Genomic DNA, 23,919 nt, shown 5'->3' on the forward strand with positions numbered 1-23,919 from the left:
TGGCCATGTATGACAGGAGTCGTGACGGAGTGCGTGACGACGCGAATGGTGACGTGAGGACCTACGACGCCGTCAGGCGCCGGTCCACTGCTTGACGACCACGCGCGCGGGACGCAGCACATGGCCATTGATGACGTAGCCAGCCTGGAAGCACGCCGCGACGACACCGTCTTCTTCCGGGGCGCCAGCGGGCGTGGTGGTGACCGCCTCGTGCAAGGTGGGATCGAACGGGTGCCCCGTCGGATCGATCACTTCGAAGCCGTGCCCTCCAAGCGACTTGAAGAGCTTCTTTTCGACAAGCGACACGCCATCCACCACAGCCTTCGAATCGACGGTGGTCGGGTCGACGTTGGCGAACCGATTGAGGTCATCGAGTGCGTCGAGGATACCGCGCACCAGTTCGCCCTGCGCGCGCCAGCCGGCTTCCTGGCGCTCCTTCACAGCACGACGACGGAAGTTCTCGAACTCGGCGGCCAGTCGCAGGTACTTGTCCCGGGCCTCGTCCAGCTCGCGCTGACGATCGTCCGGGGAGTCTGTCGCAGCGCCGGCATCGGCCGTCGCCGCATCAAGAATGCTTTCAAGGGGCGTGTCCGGCCCGGTCGCGTTGGGATCAGTCATGGCAGGAATGTCTTGGCATACGGTCCCTACGGTCGGGACCGCTCAAAGGTTACCCGGAAGAATCCGGCAGCGAAGATTCAGCGGCGCTGTCCGCCCGAAGGATAGCACCGCGCGTCAGCCGCGGGACGTCCATCCCACGCTATCCTGGCCGGCCTCGCGCGCAAAGGCGCGCCGGAGACGGTCCAGCGCCAATTGGGCTGCCCGGTAGCGGATTTCGAAGCGGTTACCGGGCAGGAGTGCACGTACCGCATGCACATCGCCGTCCACGTCGACGGCCACCCACACCGTACCCACCGGCTTGTCCGGAGTGCCGCCGTCCGGACCTGCAATTCCGGTGATCCCGATGCCGATGCCGGTCCCGAACCGGCGGCGTACGCCGGCCGCCATGGCACAGGCGACCACGTCACTCACCGCACCATGTTCGGCGATGGCCTCAGCCGGCACATCGAGCTCGCGGGTCTTCACTTCGTTGGCGTAGGCGATCACACCGCCCTGTACCGTGCGGCTGGAGCCCGGAATCGCCGTCAGACGCTGGCCCAGCATGCCGCCCGTGCAGCTCTCGGCCACCGCAATCGTCAGCCCCCGCATCGCACACTCGGCAAGCATCAACGCCGCGAGATCATCGTCGCCTTCGCCGTAGATGAAGCGCCCGACCTTTTCGCGCACGAGCGCAGCCGCCTGCGTCAGCGCCGCTTCGGCATCACGTGATGGCCGCGACCACGAGGTGAGGCGCAGATCCACGCCGTCGTTGCCTGGCAGGAACGCCAACGGCAAGCCATTCACGCCCCGGGCCAGTTCGCCGAGGCGATCAGCCAATGCGGATTCCGCAATGTTGGCGGTGCGCAGCGTGCGGCTGCGGATGACGGGTCCATCGGTGGGCAGACGATCACGCAAGTACGGAACGACCGTGTCAGCCAGCATGCCGCGCATCTCCCGCGGGACGCCAGGCAGCATCACCACCCATCGCCCGCGATCATCCTCGAGCCAGATGCCCGGCGCCGAGCCGTGGCGGTTGGGCAGAATGGTGCAGCCGTCAGGCACCATGGCCTGCTGGCGATTGCTCACCGGGAGCGCGTGACCGAACCGAGTGAGCCAACGCTGTTCGAGATTGGCCAGGACCTCGGCGTTCAAGACCATGCCCTTGCCGAAAATCGATGCGATCGCGGGCTTGGTCATGTCATCGGCTGTGGGACCGAGGCCACCCGTGGTGATCACGGCGCCCGTGCGCTCGAGTGCCTCACGCACCGCCTGGGCAATCGCATCGGCATCGTCACCGCAGGTGGTGCGTTGTACGATGCGTACGCCGAGTGCCGCGAACTCGCGCGCCAGGTGCGCGGCATTGGTGTCGATGGTGAAGCCGAGCAGCAGCTCGTCGCCGATGGTGACGATTTCGAGATTCATGACATCCGATGCGCGAGGGGATGCCGCACGAAGGTCCTTGCGGCCACCCGGAAAGATAGCGCGCGTGAGAATCGTTACGCCGGCCTCGCACAACACGAACGCGGTGCCGCCCAGAGAGCGACACCGCGCGGCAGACCTGGGGGGTGATCAGGCCTTTCGCGAACGCGCGGCCACGGAGAGCCCGGCGATGCCCAGCGCCACGAGTGCCAGACTCGCAGGCTCTGGCACCGTGGTGGTGGTGGAGACTTCAAAGTTGAAGACCTCCGCCTGCCCCATCGTTGCGCTCTGATAGGTCAGGTTGTCGACGGCACCCCGGAAATGGCCATCCCATCCGGACCCGATACCCACCTCGAATCCCAGCACCTGAAGGTTGCCGTTCCAGGGACCTTTGAACACATCGACGCCCTCGTCGCTTTGCCAGGTCGCGAGCGAGAGGTCGTAGCGTTCGAAAGCCTGACCGTCGACCGTCGAGTACAACCACAGGTTGGAGTTCGCGCCGATGGTAGCCGTCTGCCAACTGCCGGCGACCACGCCACCGTTGTAGATGGATTCGTAGACCAGGTATCCCATCAGTCCACCGGCGGAACCCACCATGAGTCGGAAGGCCGGCGCCTGGCCTTCGGGATTGGTGCTGCTGGCGTCACGGAAGTAGTCGAACGACAGCGCAGTGAGTGCGTTCAGGGCAAATGGCGTGGAAAGCAGGTATTGAAAGTCGGCTTTGTAGCTGCTGCCCACGGGGCCCGAAAACTCGATCGATCCGTTGCCGCTTCGGGCATAGGCATTGGTAATCCCTGCCGCGCCGCCATTGCGCACATTGTTGGCACACCAGGTGTCATTCAGTCCACTGCAAGCGGGATTCGCCGTGTTGACTGGGCCTGCGTTGGTAAACATGCTGCCGTTGCCGGTCACAACGGTTTGTGCGGCCATCGGCGAGCTGAACGCCGCGCACATGCACGCGCACGCCGCAATGAAAATTCGCATCATGTCTGTATCCACGCGTAGGGAGACGGAAGAATCTCGTTCGAGCGCCCTCATCCCTGAGGTGTTTCAGAGCTCGATGCGCAATGTCCCGCATTCCGGTTGCAACGGGCAACGTCGTCCGCATGGTTCGTACAAGTTTCCGACGGTTTCCAGACAATTGCCGCACACCTGCCGTGGCGTCGCAGGAGTGAAGCTCAGAAAGCACGAACCTCCGTCGCAGCCCGTGCGACGGAGGTTCGATCGATCAGACCAACAGAGGGCGCCGGGCGAGGCGCCAGTCAGGTTCAGTTCTGGCGACGCCGATAGCGCAGCATCACGCCGGACATGCCCACCGCGAGCAGTGCCAGAGTGGCCGGTTCGGGCACAGCCGTTGGACGTCCCGAGAGCACGCCGACCAAGAGAAGGTCAGCGTCATAGTCGGCGGCACCAAAATCGTTGCCCTGATAGTTCTTCATCACCGCGTTGCCGGAGAAGTTGGCGTTCACCACCCAGCTGCCGGTCAGGGCGTCGTATGTGCCCATGTCACCGGCCAACCCGCCGACGAAGCGCACACCGTCGATCACAGCGTCGGTGCCGAGTCCCCACACGCTGAAATCGAGGAAGGTCAGGAAGCCGGTGCTGCCGGAGCCGGCCTTGTACGCCTGCGGTGTCACATAGCGCATCTCGCTCCACACACCACCGGAGTAGATGCTGGTGTAAAACAGCTCCGACGCCGACGGCACCGTGCCATTCTCGAACACGAACAGATCAAAGCCCGTGGCATTGGCAATGCCGCCGGCGTAGTAGAGTTCAAGCGAGCCACGGCCCGCGGCCGGGGTATTCAGCGCCACACTGCCCCAACCGGTGGAGCAGTTGAACATCACCGCGCCAGTGGAGCAGCCGACCGACGACGACCGCAGGTTGCCACCGGTGACGTGCGTGTTGTGGAAGTCGGTCGATCCACCGACGTTCTGTTTCGTGTAGCCACCAGAGAGCAGGTAGCTGGTCGGAGCCAGCGACGGATCATAGTTGATGACATTCGGTGTGCCGGTGATCCCGCCACTGATCGTGACCGGTTGTGCCATCGCCTGCCCTGCACTCACCACAAGAGCACATCCCGCCAACCATGCATGCTTCATCAGCTTCTCCGGTGTGGGTGGTTGATGCCGTACAACAAACAACTGCGGGCGGCGTACACCGCCCGCATCATGCGGGAGCTCAGACGCGGCGGCGGGCCATCGCCAGCAACATCATCATGCCCGTTCCGAGCAGTGCGAGCGATGCCGGCTCCGGCACGGCAGCCGTCTCAAAGTCGTAGCGCGTCACCGGGCCATTGCCAAAGCCGATAGCGACATCGTCGGCAAATCCCTGGAAGGAGCCAGACCAGCCGCTACCCGTGCCGATGCTGAACCCGAGCACGTAGGCGGCGGACGAGAAGCCCCAGTTGTCCGGGTAGCTGAGGCAGTTGTTGCCATAGAGGCTGGAGCAGGTCCCCGCATTCAGGGCCGCGTTCGTGTACCAGTTGCCGGCGAGCAGGTTCACGTCATTCTGCCATGCATCGGTGGGCGCCGTGTTGTTACCGCTATTGAACTGGTAGTCGTACTCCCAGATGATCTCGCGGTACGTGATGGCATTGCCGGGGTCCGCGACGAGAATGCGAAACACCGGGACATGCCACGCCGAGGCCGTACTGCTGGAGCTCCGATACCAGTCAAAGCTCAAGGTCGAGAGCTGATTGAGTAGGCCAAAACCACCCTGGGCCTGAGTTCCAATGGTGAAGCGCGTGCGATCACCGCTGCCCGTGCCGGTGAGTTCGAGCGAACCGTTGCCGGCGCCACCACCGGCACCTCGTGCCTGCGTTGTCGTGATCCCCACAGCGCCCACGCCAGACAAACTGTTGGCACCCCAGCCCTGCGGGGCCGCAGGCGTGACCACCACGGTTTGCGCTGATGCGACAGACGACAGAAGCGCGATACCAGTTGCAAGCGCGACAGATCTCTTCATGCCAATGATCTCAGGGAGCGGGAAGGACAATGCCATCAGGCAAGGCGTGCGCGGACCGCATTCGTCGGCGTCCAGCTATCTTCGCGCGCATCCCTGCTTCCTGCAACTCAGCAACACTGAGGCGCAACTGAGCACCGCGTGGGTTGCATTCGCACCATGGTCGAGTTCGCTGCGAGTGTTGGCACGGCATCGTCACACCACGGGCCAACAGGTCAGCCAGGTCACCGGAATCGGCCCATTCACCATTTCACCAGTCTGCCACCTCACGCCGTCACGATCTCCACTCACCCGCCGCAGTATGATCTCCAGTTCCGCCGGCGTGTATGTGCGCAGGCAGGAGACAATCCCGTCGAAGAGCACCACCAACGGAATGAGCGGGACAAGGTAGGTCAGTAGCAGACGCGACCATGTGAGTGGCCGAATGGCGGGTGTCATCAACACGACCAGCAACGGTGTCAGGCAGGTGAGCAACACCGCGCGTGCGCTGCGATGGGTCGCCTCGAAGGCGACAAAGGGCTCGCCGGCGTCGATCGCATCACGCAGCATCTGCTCCACATCGTGCTCTCGGAAGTGATGCAGTGCCGAAAAGATCGTGCGCACACCGCGGAGCGAGCGCGGTACCGCGCGCGCGTCCACCGGCGTGAGCTCACCGCGCACCCGCCCCACGGTAGCCGCTTCCGTCCGGGCAAAGGCCGATGCGTTCGGCCGCCAGTCGGTGAGCGTGACCGACGTCGCTTCGGCGCCCTGTTCCGCCAACGCCGGGAGCAGCGAACGCCATGGCCCACCTCCACCAGCGGCGAGATCGACGATGGTCGTGCGCCCCGTCTCACGCAGCACGCGCGCCAGGACCGGCGCGGCGGGTGCATAGGCACGCCCAGCATCGATGGCGTGTTGGAGGTAGTCCGTGACACCGTCGCGCACCGCACGCGGACACCAGGGCTGGTCGGCAATCTCGAAAAAATGCACGCGAGACATGAAATCTCCTGTTCTGATATTTCTGAATTATCAGAAATATAAAAACACGACAGACCAGGCCACCACCCCCTATGTCCGGGAACGCCGCCCCCGCGGCCAGGCACCCGCCATCTCGGTCAGCCACTGGGCGGCATGACCGAAGAACTGCTCGAGTGGCCGCAATCGCTGCGCCGCCGGCTTGAGCGATGCCGGCAACGCGCTGCGGCACCCCTTCACCAACTCCCGCATGCGCTCCGCCCGTGCCACGCTCGCCTGCAGCATGGGCACGAATGGATCATCGTGCAGCCGGAAGCGATCGGTGCGTTCACCCGGTAGCCGTGTGCGGTGCACCACGCCCAGGGATTCGAGCATCCGCACCGTGGTACTCACGTTGCTGCGGCTGATCTGCAACTGTTCGGAGAGCTCTTCGGCCGTCAGGGGGCCAACTTCCACGAAGAACAGGCCGAGCATGCGGCCGGCAGGCCGTGGCAGTCCCTCCGGCTCCATCATGGCACTGAAGCGGTCGAGAAAATCCACCACGGTGGGATGTTGGCTGGCGCGCATGCTTCGAAGTTCGTCAATCGCTGGAGGCAATCAAGGGTTGATGCCTCCTGAATACTGCGAGCGCCATCCTGGGCCCCAGGATGGCGGCTGGCGTGGTAGCGAACCGGCGGTAGTTTCCGACGGAATCAGTGGAAACAATGCCCTCGAGAGGCGTATGTGGACTGACCGGTGCAGATCAATCGCGGTGGCGGCAGCACTGACGCTGGCCTCAATGACCACCATTCCTGAGAGCGCACGGGCGCAGCAGACAGCAAGCCGTGTGGCCCTGCTCGGAACCGTGCTTGCCGAACAGGGCGAGCGTCCGATTGCAGGCGCCCAAGTGGAGCTGGTTGGCAACGGAAACATGACCACCACGGATTCTTCGGGCGTGTTCGCACTTTGGGACATCGTCCCGGGGCGTTACCGATTGATGGTCCGCGCCCTTGGATTTGCGCCACTCGATGTGCCGCTGGTGGTGCCCGTCGACGGCCTGGATGCACTCGAGATTCTGTTGCCGCCGACGCTCGGCCGGGTGGAGGTCAGGGCCGGCGGCATTCCACGCGAAGCGCACCTGAGGGGATTCGACCAGAGGCGACGATGGGGCTCTGGTCGCTTCATGGATTCGACCAGGCTGCATGCCTACGGTCCGATGCAATGGGCGACACAGCTGACCGCCAACACGCCATTTTTGCGGATCGTGCGTTTCGAATCGATCTTCGGCTCGGGGTACACGTTCGCCGGCAGACGGCGTGGTGCGGTGAGTCTTCGCGGTGATGTGCGCTCGGAATGTTATCCGCACATCATTGTCGACAATGTGGTCATGTATGCCAACGGGATCGGCGAATTGCCTCTCGACATCAGCTTCCTGACAGGCGGCCCTCCCGTGGTGGCGTCGGAGTACTACGCGGCGTCCCAGGTGCCCGCGGAGTTCGACAAGGGCGGTCTGGCCGTGTGTGGCGCCCTGGTGCTATGGACGCAGCGATGACGTGCGCGACAATGCGCGCGCCGACTCACGCCAGCCGCATCACCTGCGGTCCATAGCGGCGCAGATACAGCCACAAGCTGTACAACGTGAGGGCCACGGCGCCGAGCATACTCGTGATGCCCACAAAACCATTGAACCACGCAAACGTCTGCCAGTTGGCGTCATTCTGCCAACCTTCGCGCACGGCGAGCGTGAGGGCGAAGAACCAGAAATACGCGGCGCCAAGCCAGATGCTCTGGAACGTGGTCTTCCACTTGGCCGGGCCAATGGCGCTGATCACAAGTCCACGGCGGGCGGCGAACTGACGGAACAGCGTCATGAAAGCTTCGCGTCCAAGCACCACGAGCACGATCCACAAGGGCAGTGAGACGTGCCCGAAGGGCGTGGCGAACAGGAACGGCGCCACGTCGGCCCCACCATTGGCGGCATACACCACATCGGGCACGACGAACTGGGGATGGCGCTGCAGGAAGTACATCGGCACGAGCGTCGCCAGCAACAGGAGCTTGTCGGCCAGCGGGTCGAGCAGGCGGCCGAGGTCGGTGACCATGTTGTGCTGGCGGGCGAGGTGCCCATCCCAGTAGTCGGTGATGGCCGCGACGAGGAACAGCACGAAGGCGAGCAGGCGGGCCGTCCACGAGGTGGTGAACGGCAGCCACGCAATCAGAGGCGTCAGTGCGATACGGCCGACGGTGATCGCGTTGGGAAGGTTCACGTGCGTGGGACTCTCGGGAGGCGGGACAGCGTCCGTAGGACGGTGCCCGCGCGCACTTGCCAGCGTTCCGAACAACAGAACGATCAGGCGAGTGTCTTGAGCACCAGCTTGGAGACAGCCTTCAGCGTATCGAAGACACCGTCTCCGGTGACTGCGACGGCTTCGAAATACGGCACACGCTCCACCCACTCCCCGGTCGGTAGCTGGTTCACCAGATACTCGCCAGGACGGAACGGATCCGCCATCGGACGCATCCGGGTGGGATCCGTGATCTCCCACCCCGGGTTGAGCATGGTCTGCAGCTCTTCCAGCGGTGCCGCGTTGGGGAGATCGCGCTTGTTGTACTGAATCACGAACGGCATGCGGGTCAGATCGTACCCGTAGGCCGCCATGTTGTCGTACAGGTTCTGCATGGACTCGAGATTGGCTTCCGCCCGCTCCGCCTGGGAGTCGGCCACAAACACCACCCCGTCCACGCCCTTCAAGATGAGCTTTCGACTCGCATTGTAGTAGACCTGCCCCGGCACCGTGTAGAGGTGAAATCGGGTCCGGAAGCCACGAATCGTGCCCAGATCGACCGGCAGAAAATCGAAGAACAGGGTGCGCTCGGTTTCCGTGGCCAGCGAGATGAGCTTGCCCCGGGTGCTGGGCGACACCTTGCCGTACACGTACTCCAGGTTGGTGGTCTTGCCACCGAGCCCGGGTCCGTAGAACACGATTTTGCAGTTGATCTCGCGGGACGCGTAATTGATCATCGACATCGGGGCGCGTCCTTACTGAAAGAGTCGGTCGATCTCGTGCTCGGCCCCGGCCAGGAACCCCGGCGGCGCGGCCGCCTGCGCGGCAGCACCGCGCGCAAAGACCCCCTCGAACGTACGCGTGAGCTCTTCCACCGCACTCTTCATGCGGAGCCGCACGAGGCCCAGCGTGGTGCGGTTGTCGAAGAGGACCACCAGGATCACCCGACGTGCGATATCGGCCAGATACATCGACTCGCGTTCGCCCTGATGGAACAGCACGTTGAAGTCGCTCTCACCGATCAGGCGCGCGAGCTGGTCGTTGGCACTGAAATCGGCCGCCGTCAGCGTGGCAAACGCGGTCGCGTCGAAGTTGGGGGGCTCGCCCACCGTCGCAACGAGCTGACCGCTCCGGTCGACGAGCAGGGCGCAGCGCGCCTTGGCGTCGTACAGGAACCGCTGGAGCGTGATCGTGATGGCCCCGAAGTCGTCCTCGGTGAACGACCAGGTGGCGGCGCCGATAGGCATGTACGGAGTGGGCGAAAGACTCGGGCAGTGGCCGCCGGGCAACCGGTCACGCAGGCGTCCGCGTCACAGGCCCGGCACCGCGGGGGGCAAAGCCCCCGCTAAGAACGTAACAGCCGTTCCGTGCGTCGCAGAACCCTCTGGGCCCGGCGCCGCAGCAACGGATGCGACTCCCAGGCCAGATAGTCCCGGAGTAGCCGCGCACTATCAACGCTCGGGTGGGCGCGAAGGTAACCGAGTGCGGCCAATCGCTTGCGCGGCGAGGGGTGGAACAGGGATCGCCGGTGCTGGTGGAGCTGCGCGCTCCAGCCCACCAAGCCGACCGCCACGCCGATGGCCATACTGGCCAGCACCCACCCCAATGTCCTGGAACGCCCCATCACATCTCCCGCCGGGCGGCAATCGCTTGGGCGATCGTCACACCATCGGCATATTCAAGGTCTCCGCCCACGGGTAGCCCGCGAGCAATCCGGGTGACCCGGATGGCGCCATCTGCGGCCGCGCTCGCCAGCTGACGCTGCACATAGAGCGCCGTGGCCTCACCCTCCAACGAGGGGTTGGTGGCCAGAATCACTTCCCGTACCCCTTCCGCCCCCAGGCGAGCCAGCAGATCGGCCACGTGCAGGTCCTCGGGACCCACGCCGTCCAGCGGCGACAACCGCCCGCCAAGTACGTGGTAGCGCCCGCGGAATTCACCGGCCCGCTCGATGGAGGCGATATCGCTGGCCTGCTCCACCACGCACAACACGGCCTGATCCCGGCGTGGATCGGCGCACAGATGGCACAGCGTCGATTCCGTGAGGTTGTGGCACAACTCGCAGCTACGCACACGCTCCGTCAAAGCCACCAACGCCTCGGCCAGCTTGCGGCTTTGCGCGGCGGGCTGACGCAGCAGGTGGTAGGTCAGGCGCAGCGCCGTCTTCCGGCCAATACCCGGCAGACGCGCCAACTCGTTGGTGAGTTCGTCGATGACCGACATGGACTACCGCCGGAGAGTCCGCGTGTGTGCGCGCCGACTCAGAACGGCAGCTTGAAGGGGAGGTCGACGCCTCCGGTCACCTTCTGCAATTCCATCTGCATCGCGTCGGCGGCCTTCTTCTGTGCTTCGGCCACGGCAACGACGATCAGATCTTCGAGCATCTCGATGTCACCCGGATTCACGATGGACGGATCGAGCTTGATACGCTTGAGCTGCATCTTGCCATCGACATCGGCCGACACCATACCGCCGCCAGCCAGCGCGCTGAAGGTGCGCTGCGACATCTCGTCCTGCATGGTCTGCATGCGCGACTGAATGTCCTTGAACTGGCCCAGCATCTTGAAGAGATCCATAGAACTGCAGTTTGGGGTTTCGGGGGAGCGGGTTTGGCGCGACCGCGTCAGTCGAGTAGCTCGAGATCGAGTGCCTTGACGGCGGCGTCGAGTAGCGGACTGCGTGATGCGATCTGTTCGGTGCGCTGACGCTGCACATCATGCGCGGTCATGCGCACGGTGGTATCGCGAGCAGGCTTGTCACTGGCAGGCGGTGTGTACGGCTTGAGCGTCACCGACGATACACCACCAAACACACCCTGGGCAGCGGCGAGCACGTCCGCGCGCGAATTATCGGCCGCCTGCGCGAACGTATCGTCGAGCGGATCATACCCCAGGGTGAGCCCACCGTTCGGCGTGATGGTGATCGGCACCAGTCGCTCCACCGCCTGCGCGAGCATGCCACGTCCCTTGGCACGGATGGCATCCGCCACCGCACGCCATTCCTTGGTCACCCGCTCGATGGTGGGCGGAGCGGTCGGCACGCGCGGCGCCGCATGACGATCGGCGAGCTGCGACGCGGCAGCGGCATCAGCCACCTGCCCCGTGGCCGGACGCGGCGTGGGCACGGGCGGTGCCATCACCTGCGCGACGGCCTGCGCAGACGGCATCCCCGGAGCAGAAGCGACGGCCGCCGGTGGCGCAGACGGCAAGGCATGCGCCGAGGCGACGCGTGGCTCATGGGAGACGCGCCGTGATGGCGGATCTTCACGTCCACCGCTGCCAAAGCCCTGCAGCACTTCCTGCAACTCGATGGTGCGGTCGAGCAACGCGAAGCGCACGAGCAGCGTTTCGAGCAACAGCTGTGGCTGGCCGCTGCGACGATACATGGGCTCGAGCTCGAGCAGCGCATGCAACATGCGGAGCAGGTCGTTGGCAGCAAGACGATCCTTGCGCGTCTCCAGCGCTGCGCGCATGCGCTCGGGCAACTCGGGCGGCACACCCCCCAATGCAATGGCAAGCTGCGCGCGCAGCAGATCGCCAAGTCCGGAGAGCACGAGCACGAAGTCGACGCCGGCATCGGCCAATCGCTGCACAGCGGCGAACACATCGACCGCGCGACGCTCAGCGACCATGTCCAGCAGCGCGAGGTATTCGTCGTCGGGGATGAGGCCAAGCGCCGTCTGCACGCGCTCGGCGGTCACCGCCGCACTTTCGCCGAGCGAGAGCACCTGGTCGGTGAGTGACAACGCATCGCGCAGGCCACCATCGGCCGCGCGGGCAATCATGCCCAGTGCGTCCTGCTCGAACGCGACCTGCTCTTCGGCGAGCACTGCGGCGAGACGCTCGCGGATTTCGGCCGGGCCGATGCGCTTGAGGTCGAAGCGCTGCAGGCGCGAAAGAATCGGCGCGGCCTGCTGGGCGATCTTCTGCGGCTCGGTGGTGGCAAACACAAACACCACGCGTGGCGGCGGCTCTTCGAGGATCTTGAGGAGTGCGTTCCACGCTTCGCGCGTGAGCATGTGTGCTTCGTCGACTATATAGACCTTGTAGCGGTCATCGCCGGACGGCGCGTACATGGCGCGCTCGCGCAACTCACGGGCGTCATCCACACCGCGATTGGACGCGGCGTCGATCTCCACGACATCGAGTGAGGCGGACCCGCTCCAGATGCGCTGGCAGCTGCCACAATGTCCGCAGGGCTCCCCCTGCAATTCGGGCTCGCCGCGTCGCTCGCAGTTGAGCGCCATGGCAAGCACGCGAGCGAGTGTGGTCTTACCCGTACCGCGGGGACCGCAGAGCAGATAGCCATGCGCCACACGACCACGGGCAATGGCGCCCTTGAGCGTGTTGGCCACGTGATTCTGCACGGCAACGGTGGCGAAGTTGCGCGGGCGGTACTTCCGGGCGAGGGCGAGCGACATGCTGGCAATCTAGCGGGCCGACAGGCGGCTCGGAGCGGCATGCACGGAGCCTGCACACCAGGCACAGCCGCGGACCGGGTGGCCGAAAAAAAAACGCGCGGAAGGCCCGCTCTCAGAGCGAACCTTTCCGCGCGCAGTGCCCCGGGCCTGACGAAGCGACGACAGGATCCACGTACCGCTGCTACCTTCGGGGTCCTGACGGAGTTGGCGGGCTGACGCCCTCCGGGACCCGGGACATCAGCAACCTAGTCAGTCCTCGCGGGGAAAACTACGGGGGCGGAGCGCTGAATTCTCGGTTCAGATTTCTGATGTCAGAGTTCCGAAATCGGAGATCTGACGGAGATAGATGGTGTGAGACCAGATGACCTACGATGTCAGAGGTCTGAGTGCCCGGGCAGGCTGCCTGCCGATGTACGGGGTCCCAAGGGCTGACTTCTGCGCCAGTCGAGAGCGCCACTTCCCGTGCGGACGCCAGTGCTCAGACTTCTGACATCTACGCGGTCTGGTCTCTCACCATCTATCTCCGTCGGATCTCGGATCTCGGATCTCAGATCTCAGATATCTGAACTCTGACATCTAGCCCGCCGTCGTTTCTTCCAGTGCCTGTCGCAGCCTGGTGCCATGCGCGGCAATCGCTTGGATCGGCGCATCGAGGTGCGTGACGGCCCGCACGCGCCGGTCGTGCCACATGCTGATGCGCACGCCGAGTTCGGCAGCGCGGGCCACGACGGCAGCCGCAGTCGGTGTGGGCAAGTCGATCATCACGATGTTGGTATCGGGGGTGACCACCTTCGCACCGCCGGCACCATCCACGATGGATGCCAGCTCCCGCGCCGCTGCGTGGTCCTCGGCGAGACGTGCGAGATGATGCTCCAGCGCGTGCAGCCCGGCGGCCGCGAGCACTCCGCTCTGTCGCATGCCACCACCCAGACGCTTGCGCACCCGATGCGCCTTCGTGATATGGTCGGCCGGCCCAACCAGGCACGCTCCCACCGGCGCACCAAGTCCCTTTGAGAAGGACACCATCACGGTGTCAGTGCAGCTCGCGAGTTCCGCCAGCGAAGTCCCCAATGCCACCGACGCATTCCAGAGGCGGGCGCCATCGAGATGCACAGGCAATCCCGCCTGCCTGGCCACCGCCTGCAGCGCCTGCATCTCCAGTACCTGCGTCACCACACCGCCCGCCCCATTGTGCGTGTTCTCGAGACACACCAGCGAGGCTTCCGGCGCATGGATGGACGGTGTGCGCACTGCCGCCTGCAGATCGTCGGCCTTCATCACCGTACCACGCGCCGACACCGGGCGGATTTGCACACCACACAAGGCGGCCGCGCCGGCAATCTCCCAGTGCACGATGTGCGCCTCGGCGTCCAGCAGGATCTCCGTGCCCGGCGCGCTGTGCACCCAGATGGCCGCCTGATTGGCCATCGTCCCGCTGGGGAAGAACAGGGCCCGCTCCTTGCCCAGCAGTTCGGCAACCGTGGCTTCGAGACGCGCCGTCGTCGGATCGCCTTCGAGCACATCGTCGCCGACCTCTGCATCGGCGATGGCACGGCGCATGGCCGTTGTGGGACGCGTGACAGTGTCACTGCGCAGATCGAGCACGTACGCAACGGACGACATCAACTGGGACGCGGTTTGGGTTTGGTGGCCGGAGGCACGGGCGCCTGCGCTTTGGCTGGGGTGCCCTTGGATGCGGCTTCGGGCTTTCCTGCTGCCTTGCCAGAAGCCATACGGTTGACCGTGGCGTGCAAGGGCGGCTCATCGAGCAACGACAACTCTCGTTGCCGCAGATCATACGCCTGTGCGACTTCGGCACCGATCAGGAAGAGGAATGCCGCATAGTATGTCCAGAATACGATGGCCACGATCGCGGCGATCGTCCCCGTATACAAGGAACTCGGATCGGCATTGCGCACGAGAATCGCGAAGAGGTGCCGGGCCAGCTCGAACAATACAGCTGCCGTCGCACCTCCCACGAACGCCACGCGAACAGGGGGACGGCGTCGCGGCAAACCGCGATACATCGCCGAGAACAGGGCGAACACCAGCAGCACCGCGAGCGCTCGTCCCAGCAAGTAGGTGAGACCGCCCATCGCGGACTCACGCAGGCCCACGTCGCGCAAGAGGGTCAAGCCGCGTGTGGTCGCCAGGTCGAGATATGCGCTGAATACCACATATAGCACGACCACAAGAGTCGCCACTACCGTGGCGAGCAGGTCGAACAGCTTGCCGGCAACGATGCTACGATCGGAGCCATCGAATGTCAGCGCCAGGACACTGCGCAGCGATCCGAAGAGGCGCGTGGAGAACCACGCGAAACCGATGGCGGAATAGAGCGTGACCGCACCGCGAGTCTCGAGCACATCCGTGATGACGCCCCGCAACAATGCGTCGGCCGCAGTGGACTCATTGGGGAGCAGCTGGCCGACCAGCGACGACACGGTATTCACCGCTTCCGCCGGCTGGTTGCCGAGCAGGAAGGAGAGGCCGCCAATCAGCAGCAGGACAAACGGGACAAACGCCAACAGGATGTTGAACGCCAGTCCGCCCGCGAGAAATGGGACATTGTCCTCCCCGCTCTGTTGCCAGACGCGGCGGACAATGTCCCACCAGCTATCAGCCTTCTGCCGGATTCTCGTCAGCGTGTTGGTCCGCATGCGTATTCAGGTCATCGGCCTGACGCCGGACCCGATCGTTGTAGGCGCGGCGTCCATCGGTGTACGCTCGCTTGGTGTCGGCCACAGCCTGTTCGAGATCCACGCGCGCCTGCGCGGCCGCCTCGCGACCGGCGTCCACCGCATCATTCACGGCATCGACGCGCGTCTGCACCGCAGAGCGTGCACGGTTCACACGATCATCGACGGAGGAACGCGCACGCTCCACCGAGTCGGCGACCTTTTCGCCGAATTCATCGGTGATCTCGCGCACACGGCGGCCTGCGCGACGAGCCTCACGCGAAATGCGGTCGCGCGTTTCACGACCACTCGCCGGAGCAAACAGCAGCGCGGCACCGGCGCCCACCGCCAGTCCGAGCAAAAGCATACCGAGGCCGTTGCTGCTCTCGTCGCGCTCGATGACAACCAGACGGTCGTCGTCGTATCCACGGGCCATGTTGAAGTACCTCCAGGTGGTGACGGCAGCGCCGGCAGTACGGGAGGACATCGGCCGTGTCGCCAATGCCCGGTCCCGTACTGCGTACCTGACGTCAGTCCGAAAGATCCGCGTCGTCGGGCGCCGCGACTACAGTCGAGGCACCATCAGGCAGCGGGCGATGCAACTCGGGGACCTTCACGAACTGTTCGACGTACTGCCGCGTGCCGCCGATCCCGAGTTGCGTGAACAGGAACGTGAACTTCGCATCGTACGCCGCACCGAGTGCGTTGCGTACTTCAGCCGGCAAGGCCCACAACTTCTTCTTGAACGGGCCAATCGCCTTCTTGCGCGTCTTGTAGTAGAACTGCTCGTTGCTGTCCTTTTCCTTGCGCTCATCCTTCGCGTTCACGTCGAGCCACGCATAGATCTCCTCGCGCAGTGACGCGGGGATGTGGTCGTACATGATGTTCTGGAAGTTCGTCGCCAGGTGGATCTCGGCGGTCTCGACACGCGGGAAGTTGTTGAACGCCGTGTCGGGCAAGGTGGACGCACCATGCTGCACCGCGCCGGCCATCTGGTAGCGGTCCCGCGCCATCTTGGACAACGTGCCCAGTGTGTCGAGATCGAGCGCGACATCGGCAATGGAACCGTCGGCCAGCACGACACCACCGTGCGACGTGCCCGACTGCACCGAGATCTTCGACAGCCCGGCCGTGCCGGGGGCCTGCGCGGCGAGCGTGCTGTTGAAGCCGTCCATGAACGCTTCGAGCTCGGCCGGTGTGCTGTTCTCCGTGCCGACTTCACCGATCTCGCCACCGATGGAGATCGTCACACCGTTCGGCTCGGCATCGCGCACGAAGCGCGTGATGTCCACGCAGACTTCGTAGTTGAGGCGCTGCTGCTCAGCCAGGGTGGCCTTGGACAGATCCACCAGTGTCGACGTATCGACGTCGATGTTGTAGAAACCGGCCGCGACCGCTTCCGTGACGAGCGCCTTCACGGCGTTCACTTCGGTGACGGGATCGACGGCGTACTTCTTGTGGTTGACCTGGAAGTGATCACCCTGAATGAACACGGGGCCGCGGAACCCTTCACGCAGCGCCGCCGCCAGCATCACCGCCACATACTCGGCCGGACGCTGTTCCGTATACGCGATTTCCGAACGCGCGATCTCGAGGATGAACGCGCCCGCGTCCATCTGCTTGGCCGTGCGGAAGATGGAACGCGCGGTGTCGTAGGCGAGTGCGCGCACATTGATGGCCGGCACGGTAAAGCCACCACACTTCCCTTCACCGCGCGCGATGTAGAGATCGTGAATGGAGGCCGCACGTACACCGACAGCCTGTCCAATCTGCCAGATCAGCCAGCGGGCGTAGTCGCGCTCACCTTCGGTCGCGCCGAATACGGCCTGATGCACGAGCGCGTCGAGATGCGCGCTCTGCAGCGCCGCAGCGTCTCGCACCTGCACGCGGCCGTCGGCCACGCTCACGGCACCGCCAAACAGCGGGGCCGAGGATGTCGTCGAATCGGTCATGGAGGAGTTCAGTTGTCCTGCCCGGCAGAGCACCGGGCGGTGTCAGGGTTGGCGACGGGTGACCTGTCCGCCAGGTCGGGAGGGTGTTCAACCCTCCTAACATCCCACCAAACGAAGTCGCGCGGCAAGCCCGTCAGGGCGCAAACTCGCCCCGTGACGGGTCACATCACAACCGCCAACGGGGATCCGGCTTGGGGAGCGCGTCCCACTCCGCACGGGCGGCCTCGCTGCCAGCACGCCCCAGCATCGCATAGGCAAACTGCTTGCCCAGCTCCACACCCGGCTGGTTGAAAGCATCGATGCCGTACAGTGCGCCCGCATAGGCTGTAGCCAGCTCGAACGTCTGCATCAGGGCGCCGAGGTGCCAGGCGTCGATCGCATCGATGTGCAGGGTGGCATTGAATCGGCCTCGGGCCGCCAGCGCACCCGCCGTGGCCCGCTGCTCGATGTCGATCAGCTCGCCCAGCGTGTGCCCGCCAAGATATCCGAGCTCGGGGATGTCTGTATGGCGGGCCGGAATGCGCCCCTCGTCGGTGCGACCGCGCACGGCGATGAACGTCACCGTCTTGTCGTGCGGGCCCTCCATGAACAGCTGCACCTGCGAGTGCTGATCGGTGGCACCCAGCGCCGGCAAAGGCGTCGGGCCCACCGAGGTGCCGTCGGGCAGGATCTTGCCGAGGGACTCGGCCCACAGCTGCACGAACCACAGCGCGAGATCTCGCAGGGGATCGGCATAGGGCATGAGCACCTGGATGCGACGGCCATGACGCGTATCCGACAGCCACTGCAGCACGGCAAAGGCGCCAGGCAGGTTGCGCGCGACATCATCGCCTTCGGCCAGTAGCGTCACATGCGCGGCGCCGCCCAGCAGGGCACGCACGTCGATACCCATGATGGCCGCCGGCAGGATGCCGACCGGCGAGAACACCGAGAAGCGGCCGCCCACATTGGACGGGATGTCGAGCGTGGTGATGCCCTCGGCGCGCGCAATGCGCCGCAGTGAGCCGACTTCGGGATCGGTCACGAACACGAGGTGCGCACGCGCCTGCTCTTCGCCAACGGCCTGCGCGAGGGCTTCGCGTACGATGAGATACTGCGCCATGGTCTCGACCGTCCCACCCGACTTGGACACGACCAGCACCCGTGTGCGCGACAGGTCGAGACGCGCCAGCGTGGCGGCAATGGTGGCCGGATCGACGTTGTCGAGCACGTGCAGACGGGGATTGCCCCCGCGTTGTTCGGCGGTCAGCGCGTTCCATTGCGGGGCACAAAGCGCCGTGCGCAACGCGATGGGGCCGAGCGCCGAGCCACCGATGCCGAGCAGCAACACGTCGTCGAAACGGCCGCGGGTGTCCTGCGCGACAGCCACACTGGCCCGCAGCAGGTCGTCATTGGTGGGCAGGTGCAGGAACCCCAACTGCTCCTGCTTCGCCATCACCTCTGCGTGAGCGGCCCTGAACCGGACCGCCGCGTCACGCCACTCCGACTCCGTGATTCCGGCACCGTTGGGCAGCGCGCCCGCCATCATGTTGGTGAAATCGAGTGTCAGGGTCATGAGTGCGATCGCTCGGGGAGATGGACCACCAGGCCGTCGTGTGCCGGTGCGATGCCGGTCGGCAATTCCTCCGCCAGCGCCGCATGAAAGTTGTCGTGCGTGAGGTGCGTGAAGAACGTGCGCTCGGCTCCCACCAGGCGTGCCATGTCGATGGCCTCGGCGATGGAGAGATGCGACGGGTGGGGGTGACGTAGCAGAGCGTTCAGCACCAGCACGCGCACGCCGGCCAGCGTCTCCAATGCGTCGGGCGGCAATGTCTTCGCATCGGTCACATAGCCGATGTCGCCCACCCGATATGCGGTGACCGATGTGCGGCCATGGGGCACCGTGAACGGTATGACCGCCACGCCCTGTACATCGAACGCCACGCCCGGTGTGATAGCCACGGGCGTGCCTTCGGGGCGGGTCGTGCCGGGCATGGGGCGCATGGCCGGATCGACCACATACGGGAATCGCGCGGCGAGCGTGGCGAGTGTGTGCGGTTCACCGTACAGCGGCAACGGGCTGGCGCGATGAATGGTGATCGCACGCAGATCGTCGATGCCGTGGATGTGGTCGGCGTGTTCATGCGTGTAGAGCACCGCATCCACCGAAGCCACACCGGCCGCCACGAGCTGCAGACGCAACTCGGGCGGCGTGTCGATCAGGAGGCGCACGCTACCATGCGGGCCGTCCACTTCGATGACGGCACCGCAACGTGTGCGCTTGTCGCGCGGGTCATCCGAGCGGCATACGGCGCACGCGCAACCAATCTGCGGCACGCCGAAGCTCGTCCCGGTCCCCAGGAAGATGAGACGCATCCCGGGAGTCCGCGCGGTGTGGGTCACACCGTCTCGACCTTGAGCAGGTTGGTCGTGCCCGGCACGTCGAACGGCACGCCGGCGGTCACCAGCACGCGGTCGCCCTTGGTGACGAGATTGAGATCGAGCGCCTCGCGCAGAGCCATGGCCACCATGTGGTCGTAGCCACGCGCTGTGGGCACCAGTCGCGGCACCACGCCCCACACCAACGCGAGCTGACGGCACACCCGCGGCTCGTCGGTGAGCGCGAGAATGGGCACACTGGGGCGGTGCGACGCCACAATGCGCGCCGTGAAGCCGCTCTTCGTGAACACCACCACCAACGGCGCATCGAGCATGCGCACCGCTGCCACCGTGGCTGCGGCAATGGCTTCCTCGGTGTTCACGCCGGCCAGCACGCGCCGCTCGAACTTGCGCGGATGAATGGCCGCCGGGTGAATCTCGATTTCCTTGATGATGCGGCGCATCGCTTCCACGGCGAGGCGCGGGTGATGACCGGCCGCCGTTTCGGCGGAGAGCATCACCGCGTCCGTGCCATCGATGATGGCGTTGGCCACATCACTGGCTTCCGCACGCGTCGGGCGCGGATTGTCGATCATCGACTCCAGCATCTGCGTGGCCGTGATCACCGGACGACCCATCCGATTGGCCGTGGCGATGATATTCTTCTGCGCGATCGGCACTTCTTCGAACGGCAGCTCCACGCCGAGGTCACCACGGGCGACCATGACCGCATCGGTGGAGCGCATGATCTCCTCGATATTCTCGAGGGCCACGTCCTTCTCGATCTTGGCCACGATGAGCATGGTGCGCGGAATCAGCGCGCGCAGCTCTTCGATGTCCTGCGCCCGGCGCACGAAGCTGAGCGCGATCATGTCGAGCTCGTGGGACACGGCAAACGCCAGATCGGCCCGGTCTTTCTCCGTCAGCGAAGGCGCCGACACGGCGATGCCGGGGAGGTTCATCCCCTTGTTGCTCGTGAGCGTGCCTCCGTGCACCACCGTGGCCCACACGCGTGGGCTCTCCACGCGCGTCACGACGAGCTCGAACAGGCCGTCGTTGATGAGCACGCGGTTGCCCGGGTTCACATCGTGGTGCAGGTCCGCGTAGGTGATCGGGATCTCGGTGCCGCTGGCCACGTCCTCGGGCACCAGCACGACTTCCGAACCGACTTCGAGTTCGCGGGGGCCCGGCAGTACGCCGATGCGAATACGCGGCCCCTGCAGGTCGGCCAGAATGGCCACGGGGCGCCCTGCGGCGGCGGCCACTTCGCGCACCGCCTTGATGGTGCGCTCGTGCGTTTCGTGCGTGCCGTGCGAGAAGTTGATGCGCGCCACATCGAGGCCCGCGTCGATCAGCGCGCGGATGCCCTCGGGCGAGTTGCTGGCCGGGCCGAGTGTGCCGACGATCTTGGTGCGCGGCACATGCGGGCGCCGGAAGTTCGTGGGCGTTTCGGGCGCGGTCGCGTCAACGGCTGCGCGTTCAGGTCCCGTACGGGGGATGGTCATCGGTTCAATCGGCATCAGTTCGCGGGTGCGGCGAGTGCCGCACGCTTTTTGGACAGACCGTCCAGCAGCGTCACGAAGGATTGTTCGAACGACGCGAGCCCTTCGGCGAGCAGGACGTCGGTGACTGCCTGCAACGACACGCCGCGCGCTTCGAGCGCTGCGAGCGAACGATCGGCATCAGCCACGTTCTCGGTGACCGACTGCCGCACTTCACCATGATCGCGAAACGCTTCCAGTGTGGCCGGCGGGAGCGTGTTGACCGTGTCCGGTCCGACCAGTTCCTCCACATACAGCACATCGCGGAACGCCGGATTCTTGGTGCTCGTGCTGGCCCAGAGCGGCCGCTGCACACGGGCGCCGAGTGCAGAGAGTGCGCTCCACCGGGCACCGGAGAACGAGGCCTGAAACAGACGGTAGGCCAGCTTGGCGTTGGCGATGGCCGCCTTGCCCTGCAGGGCCAGGACTTCGGCCGGTGCGTCGGACGTCGTGGCGATGGTGGCGAGCTGCTTGTCGATGGCCGAGTCGACACGGCTGACGAAAAAGCTGGCCACGGAGGCCACGTTGTTCACTGGCAAGCCAGCGGCGGCGCGCGCTTCGAGGCCAGCGATGTAGGCTTCGATGACTCTGGCGTGGGCATCGATGGAGAACAGCAACGTGACATTCACGTTGATGCCATCGGCGATGAGGGTGCGGATGGCTTCCGCGCCTTCGACCGTGCCAGGCACCTTGATCATCAGGTTGGGCCGGTCGACAATCGCCCACAGGCGACGGGCTTCGGCCACGGTGCTGGCCGCGTCGCGTGCCAGGTCGGGTGAGACTTCGAGGGAGACGTATCCATCCACGCCGGCCGTCGTCTCATACACACCGCGGAAGGCATCACAAGCCGCCCGCACGTCGGTGGAGGCCAATACGAAGAACGCGTCCCGATCGCTCAGCGCCGGATCCACGGTGGCCAACTGCGCATCGTATGCCGCGCCTTCGGCCAGGGCCTTCTCGAAGATGGTCGGGTTGGAGGTCATCCCGGTGAGTGCATCTTCGGCGATCCGGCGGGTCAGGTCTCCGTTGGAGAGCATGACACGGTCGATGTAATCCAGCCAGAGCGACTGGCCGGCTGCGTGCAGCGCGTGAAGGCGTGTGGACATGACGGGGAAAAGGGCGACGGGCGTTTGCGACACAACCATGCATCCTAATGGGATGCACGACCTCGGGTCGAGAGGAGCCGGTGTCGTTACTGAAACAGCGCCAATCCCTACAAATCTACTACGATCGTGTTCCCATCTGTCTCCCGTGCCGTGATACACTTGACCTTCATGACCCTCGTGAGAGCTCACTGGCCCAGTCACCTTGCCCGGCTCGGCCTGCCCCTGGCTACCGCGGCCGCTCTGGTGGGAGCCTGTGCCCCGGTATTCCAGCGCGTCGAGCCCATCCCGTCCTCTTGCGGACAGGTCACGATGGCCACCTCGGTGTCTCGTCACGCAGAACCGGCGGTGAACGGCGTCGCCGTGTTCGACACCGCGTGGAGCATCATCGCCCGCACGCATTGGGACACCACGTACAACGGTGTCAACTGGCGTGCCCTCCGCGAGGAGCTGCGCCCGCGTGCCGCAGCGGCGCACAACCGCGGCGAGCTCCGACTGGTGCTGGCGGAAATGGTGGGTCGATTGCGGCAGTCGCACTTCGCGATCATTCCGCAGGAGTACGCCGACGCCGACGGCGCGGCGGATACGACGTCTGGCCGGGCAGTGCGGGGCGGTGGCGGTTCGCTGGGCTGGCAGTTCCGCTATCTCGATGGGGCCATGGTACTTACAGCCGTCGACAGCGGTGGTCCGGCGTGGACGGCGGGGATCCGGCCCGGCTGGACCGTGCAAGCGGTGGATGGCTGTCCCCTGGCCCCGCGGCTCGCCGCGCTGAGCACCGATCCTGATCCGCGTCATGTGGCGCTGCGCGCCTTCCAGTTGGCCAGTCGCTTGCTTGATGGCGGCGACGGCGACCAGATCGTGGTGTCGATGCTCGACGGACGGCATCAGTTCGTCTCCCGCACGCTGACCTTTGCCCCGCCGTCAGGCACGATCACCAAGTTCGGTAACCTGCCGCCGATGGCGGCGCATCTGGAGTGGAAGCGGGTGCGGCAGGACGGGCGAACCATCGGGGTGATCACCTTCAACACCTGGATGCCGGTGCTGAGTGCCCAGTTCGACGCGGCCATGGACTCCCTCCGCACGGCCGATGCGATCGTGCTGGACCTGCGGGGCAACCTAGGTGGCGTGGGCGGCATGTCGATGGGCATCGCAGGCCACTTCGTGGACAGCGTGCTGAGCCTGGGCACGATGCATCAGCGTGGCGCGACCCTGCGCATGGTGACCAATCCGCGCCGGGTCGACACGCGCTCCCGAGCGGTGAAGCCCTTTGCCGGTCCGCTCGCTCTCGTCGTCGACGAACTCTCGGCCAGCACCACCGAGATCTTTGCGGGCGGCCTTCAGGGACATCGGCGCGCCACCGTCTTCGGCACCCGTACCGCTGGGCAGGCCCTGCCCTCGGTGCCTGAACGGCTTCCCAATGGCGACATCCTGTATCACGCCATTGCCGACTTTCTGGGGCCCACCGGAACCCCGGTGGAGGGAGCTGGTGTCCTACCCGATCATGTGACTCCGCCCACAGTTCGGGCGTTGGTTGAAGGGCGCGATCCCGCGCTGCAGGCCGCCCTGCACTGGGCGGCGCAGCGCGCCCCGCGTCATCCCGTTCCCTGAACGGTTCGCGCAGTTCCTGATTTCCGTCATCCAGTTGGAGCTCGATATGCTGCAGATGCGG

At 65.2% G+C, this 23,919-nt stretch carries 23 protein-coding genes and 1 other RNA gene; 2 read left to right on the plus strand and 22 right to left on the minus strand.

What is annotated here, in order from left to right:
• Nucleotides 1-72: 72 nt before the first annotated feature.
• From VGE27_RS11765 to VGE27_RS11795, 7 genes are all read right to left on the minus strand, one after another.
• Nucleotides 73-618, minus strand: coding sequence for a nucleotide exchange factor GrpE (locus VGE27_RS11765; RefSeq protein WP_331049851.1), 546 nt, complete (start codon nucleotides 616-618; stop codon nucleotides 73-75).
• A 114-nt stretch (nucleotides 619-732) separates the two neighbouring features.
• A complete protein-coding gene (locus VGE27_RS11770) occupies nucleotides 733-2,019 on the minus strand; it encodes a competence/damage-inducible protein A (protein ID WP_331049852.1) in 1,287 nt (428 codons plus the stop codon).
• A gap of 147 nt (nucleotides 2,020-2,166) precedes the next feature.
• The gene (locus tag VGE27_RS11775) at nucleotides 2,167-3,003 is read right to left on the minus strand and encodes a PEP-CTERM sorting domain-containing protein (RefSeq protein WP_331049853.1); all 837 of its coding nucleotides are present in this window, start codon (nucleotides 3,001-3,003) and stop codon (nucleotides 2,167-2,169) included.
• Between the two features lie 281 nt (nucleotides 3,004-3,284).
• On the minus strand, nucleotides 3,285-4,118 hold the full coding sequence (locus VGE27_RS11780; RefSeq protein ID WP_331049854.1) for a PEP-CTERM sorting domain-containing protein: 834 nt from the start codon (nucleotides 4,116-4,118) through the stop codon (nucleotides 3,285-3,287).
• 79 nt (nucleotides 4,119-4,197) lie between these two features.
• The gene (locus VGE27_RS11785) at nucleotides 4,198-4,983 is read right to left on the minus strand and encodes a PEP-CTERM sorting domain-containing protein (RefSeq protein ID WP_331049855.1); all 786 of its coding nucleotides are present in this window, start codon (nucleotides 4,981-4,983) and stop codon (nucleotides 4,198-4,200) included.
• Nucleotides 4,984-5,175: 192 nt separating this feature from the next.
• Nucleotides 5,176-5,958, minus strand: coding sequence for a hypothetical protein (locus tag VGE27_RS11790; RefSeq protein ID WP_331049856.1), 783 nt, complete (start codon nucleotides 5,956-5,958; stop codon nucleotides 5,176-5,178).
• 69 nt (nucleotides 5,959-6,027) lie between these two features.
• Nucleotides 6,028-6,501, minus strand: coding sequence for a GbsR/MarR family transcriptional regulator (locus VGE27_RS11795; RefSeq protein WP_331049857.1), 474 nt, complete (start codon nucleotides 6,499-6,501; stop codon nucleotides 6,028-6,030).
• A gap of 211 nt (nucleotides 6,502-6,712) precedes the next feature.
• Between VGE27_RS11795 and VGE27_RS11800 the strand changes: the two genes are divergently transcribed.
• Nucleotides 6,713-7,465: a carboxypeptidase-like regulatory domain-containing protein gene (locus VGE27_RS11800; RefSeq protein ID WP_331049858.1), complete on the plus strand. Its 753-nt coding sequence runs from the start codon at nucleotides 6,713-6,715 to the stop codon at nucleotides 7,463-7,465.
• Between the two features lie 25 nt (nucleotides 7,466-7,490).
• Here VGE27_RS11800 and VGE27_RS11805 read toward each other — a convergent pair whose 3' ends face one another.
• The 15 genes from VGE27_RS11805 to tal form a co-directional block, all read right to left on the minus strand.
• Complete coding sequence (locus VGE27_RS11805) at nucleotides 7,491-8,180, minus strand: CDP-alcohol phosphatidyltransferase family protein (RefSeq protein ID WP_331049859.1); 690 nt, start codon at nucleotides 8,178-8,180, stop codon at nucleotides 7,491-7,493.
• 83 nt (nucleotides 8,181-8,263) lie between these two features.
• Nucleotides 8,264-8,941: a GTP-binding protein gene (locus VGE27_RS11810; RefSeq protein WP_331049860.1), complete on the minus strand. Its 678-nt coding sequence runs from the start codon at nucleotides 8,939-8,941 to the stop codon at nucleotides 8,264-8,266.
• 12 nt (nucleotides 8,942-8,953) lie between these two features.
• Nucleotides 8,954-9,445 carry a roadblock/LC7 domain-containing protein gene (locus VGE27_RS11815; RefSeq protein WP_331049861.1) on the minus strand — a complete coding sequence of 164 codons (492 nt, stop codon included), beginning with the start codon at nucleotides 9,443-9,445 and terminating at the stop codon, nucleotides 8,954-8,956.
• A gap of 376 nt (nucleotides 9,446-9,821) precedes the next feature.
• On the minus strand, nucleotides 9,822-10,421 hold the full coding sequence (gene recR, locus VGE27_RS11820; RefSeq protein WP_331049862.1) for a recombination mediator RecR: 600 nt from the start codon (nucleotides 10,419-10,421) through the stop codon (nucleotides 9,822-9,824).
• 38 nt (nucleotides 10,422-10,459) lie between these two features.
• Nucleotides 10,460-10,774, minus strand: coding sequence for a YbaB/EbfC family nucleoid-associated protein (locus tag VGE27_RS11825; RefSeq protein ID WP_331049863.1), 315 nt, complete (start codon nucleotides 10,772-10,774; stop codon nucleotides 10,460-10,462).
• Between the two features lie 47 nt (nucleotides 10,775-10,821).
• Nucleotides 10,822-12,618 (minus strand): DNA polymerase III subunit gamma/tau, encoded by a 1,797-nt coding sequence (gene dnaX, locus VGE27_RS11830; RefSeq protein WP_331049864.1) that lies wholly within the window; start codon nucleotides 12,616-12,618, stop codon nucleotides 10,822-10,824.
• Between the two features lie 137 nt (nucleotides 12,619-12,755).
• Nucleotides 12,756-12,852, minus strand: an RNA gene (gene ffs / locus VGE27_RS11835) — signal recognition particle sRNA small type.
• 342 nt (nucleotides 12,853-13,194) lie between these two features.
• Nucleotides 13,195-14,241 carry a GntG family PLP-dependent aldolase gene (locus VGE27_RS11840; protein ID WP_331049865.1) on the minus strand — a complete coding sequence of 349 codons (1,047 nt, stop codon included), beginning with the start codon at nucleotides 14,239-14,241 and terminating at the stop codon, nucleotides 13,195-13,197.
• Nucleotides 14,241-15,278 carry a YihY/virulence factor BrkB family protein gene (locus VGE27_RS11845; protein WP_331049866.1) on the minus strand — a complete coding sequence of 346 codons (1,038 nt, stop codon included), beginning with the start codon at nucleotides 15,276-15,278 and terminating at the stop codon, nucleotides 14,241-14,243. Before VGE27_RS11845 ends, VGE27_RS11840 begins: the two co-directional genes overlap by 1 nt.
• Nucleotides 15,238-15,783, minus strand: a complete 546-nt coding sequence (locus tag VGE27_RS11850; RefSeq protein WP_331049867.1) for a YtxH domain-containing protein — start codon at nucleotides 15,781-15,783, stop codon at nucleotides 15,238-15,240. The genes VGE27_RS11845 and VGE27_RS11850 overlap by 41 nt, the downstream gene beginning before the upstream one ends.
• A gap of 43 nt (nucleotides 15,784-15,826) precedes the next feature.
• On the minus strand, nucleotides 15,827-17,248 hold the full coding sequence (locus VGE27_RS11855; RefSeq protein WP_331049868.1) for a class II fructose-bisphosphate aldolase: 1,422 nt from the start codon (nucleotides 17,246-17,248) through the stop codon (nucleotides 15,827-15,829).
• A gap of 166 nt (nucleotides 17,249-17,414) precedes the next feature.
• The gene (locus tag VGE27_RS11860) at nucleotides 17,415-18,803 is read right to left on the minus strand and encodes a glucose-6-phosphate isomerase (RefSeq protein WP_331049869.1); all 1,389 of its coding nucleotides are present in this window, start codon (nucleotides 18,801-18,803) and stop codon (nucleotides 17,415-17,417) included.
• Nucleotides 18,800-19,603, minus strand: a complete 804-nt coding sequence (locus tag VGE27_RS11865) for an MBL fold metallo-hydrolase (RefSeq protein WP_331049870.1) — start codon at nucleotides 19,601-19,603, stop codon at nucleotides 18,800-18,802. The genes VGE27_RS11860 and VGE27_RS11865 overlap by 4 nt, the downstream gene beginning before the upstream one ends.
• A gap of 23 nt (nucleotides 19,604-19,626) precedes the next feature.
• Complete coding sequence (gene pyk, locus VGE27_RS11870; protein WP_331049871.1) at nucleotides 19,627-21,111, minus strand: pyruvate kinase; 1,485 nt, start codon at nucleotides 21,109-21,111, stop codon at nucleotides 19,627-19,629.
• Between the two features lie 14 nt (nucleotides 21,112-21,125).
• Nucleotides 21,126-22,253, minus strand: a complete 1,128-nt coding sequence (gene tal, locus VGE27_RS11875; RefSeq protein WP_331049872.1) for a transaldolase — start codon at nucleotides 22,251-22,253, stop codon at nucleotides 21,126-21,128.
• A gap of 321 nt (nucleotides 22,254-22,574) precedes the next feature.
• Between tal and VGE27_RS11880 the strand changes: the two genes are divergently transcribed.
• Nucleotides 22,575-23,858 (plus strand): S41 family peptidase, encoded by a 1,284-nt coding sequence (locus tag VGE27_RS11880; protein ID WP_331049873.1) that lies wholly within the window; start codon nucleotides 22,575-22,577, stop codon nucleotides 23,856-23,858.
• Nucleotides 23,859-23,919: the final 61 nt, after the last annotated feature.

It is taken from the genome of Gemmatimonas sp. (genome assembly GCF_036405635.1).
Classification (GTDB): domain Bacteria; phylum Gemmatimonadota; class Gemmatimonadetes; order Gemmatimonadales; family Gemmatimonadaceae; genus Gemmatimonas.

Bases quoted from the DNA above. Each gene is read 5' to 3' on its own strand.
- VGE27_RS11765 (WP_331049851.1), bottom strand. From the start codon at position 618: ATGACTGATCCCAACGCGACCGGGCCGGACACGCCCCTTGAAAGCATT.
- VGE27_RS11770 (WP_331049852.1), bottom strand. From the start codon at position 2,019: ATGAATCTCGAAATCGTCACCATCGGCGACGAGCTGCTGCTCGGCTTC.
- VGE27_RS11775 (WP_331049853.1), bottom strand. From the start codon at position 3,003: ATGATGCGAATTTTCATTGCGGCGTGCGCGTGCATGTGCGCGGCGTTC.
- VGE27_RS11780 (WP_331049854.1), bottom strand. From the start codon at position 4,118: ATGAAGCATGCATGGTTGGCGGGATGTGCTCTTGTGGTGAGTGCAGGG.
- VGE27_RS11785 (WP_331049855.1), bottom strand. From the start codon at position 4,983: ATGAAGAGATCTGTCGCGCTTGCAACTGGTATCGCGCTTCTGTCGTCT.
- VGE27_RS11790 (WP_331049856.1), bottom strand. From the start codon at position 5,958: ATGTCTCGCGTGCATTTTTTCGAGATTGCCGACCAGCCCTGGTGTCCG.
- VGE27_RS11795 (WP_331049857.1), bottom strand. From the start codon at position 6,501: ATGCGCGCCAGCCAACATCCCACCGTGGTGGATTTTCTCGACCGCTTC.
- VGE27_RS11800 (WP_331049858.1), top strand. From the start codon at position 6,713: ATGACCACCATTCCTGAGAGCGCACGGGCGCAGCAGACAGCAAGCCGT.
- VGE27_RS11810 (WP_331049860.1), bottom strand. From the start codon at position 8,941: ATGTCGATGATCAATTACGCGTCCCGCGAGATCAACTGCAAAATCGTG.
- VGE27_RS11815 (WP_331049861.1), bottom strand. From the start codon at position 9,445: ATGCCTATCGGCGCCGCCACCTGGTCGTTCACCGAGGACGACTTCGGG.
- recR (WP_331049862.1), bottom strand. From the start codon at position 10,421: ATGTCGGTCATCGACGAACTCACCAACGAGTTGGCGCGTCTGCCGGGT.
- VGE27_RS11825 (WP_331049863.1), bottom strand. From the start codon at position 10,774: ATGGATCTCTTCAAGATGCTGGGCCAGTTCAAGGACATTCAGTCGCGC.
- dnaX (WP_331049864.1), bottom strand. From the start codon at position 12,618: ATGTCGCTCGCCCTCGCCCGGAAGTACCGCCCGCGCAACTTCGCCACC.
- VGE27_RS11840 (WP_331049865.1), bottom strand. From the start codon at position 14,241: ATGTCGTCCGTTGCGTACGTGCTCGATCTGCGCAGTGACACTGTCACG.
- VGE27_RS11845 (WP_331049866.1), bottom strand. From the start codon at position 15,278: ATGCGGACCAACACGCTGACGAGAATCCGGCAGAAGGCTGATAGCTGG.
- VGE27_RS11850 (WP_331049867.1), bottom strand. From the start codon at position 15,783: ATGTCCTCCCGTACTGCCGGCGCTGCCGTCACCACCTGGAGGTACTTC.
- VGE27_RS11855 (WP_331049868.1), bottom strand. From the start codon at position 17,248: ATGACCGATTCGACGACATCCTCGGCCCCGCTGTTTGGCGGTGCCGTG.
- VGE27_RS11860 (WP_331049869.1), bottom strand. From the start codon at position 18,803: ATGACCCTGACACTCGATTTCACCAACATGATGGCGGGCGCGCTGCCC.
- VGE27_RS11865 (WP_331049870.1), bottom strand. From the start codon at position 19,603: ATGCGTCTCATCTTCCTGGGGACCGGGACGAGCTTCGGCGTGCCGCAG.
- pyk (WP_331049871.1), bottom strand. From the start codon at position 21,111: ATGACCATCCCCCGTACGGGACCTGAACGCGCAGCCGTTGACGCGACC.
- tal (WP_331049872.1), bottom strand. From the start codon at position 22,253: ATGTCCACACGCCTTCACGCGCTGCACGCAGCCGGCCAGTCGCTCTGG.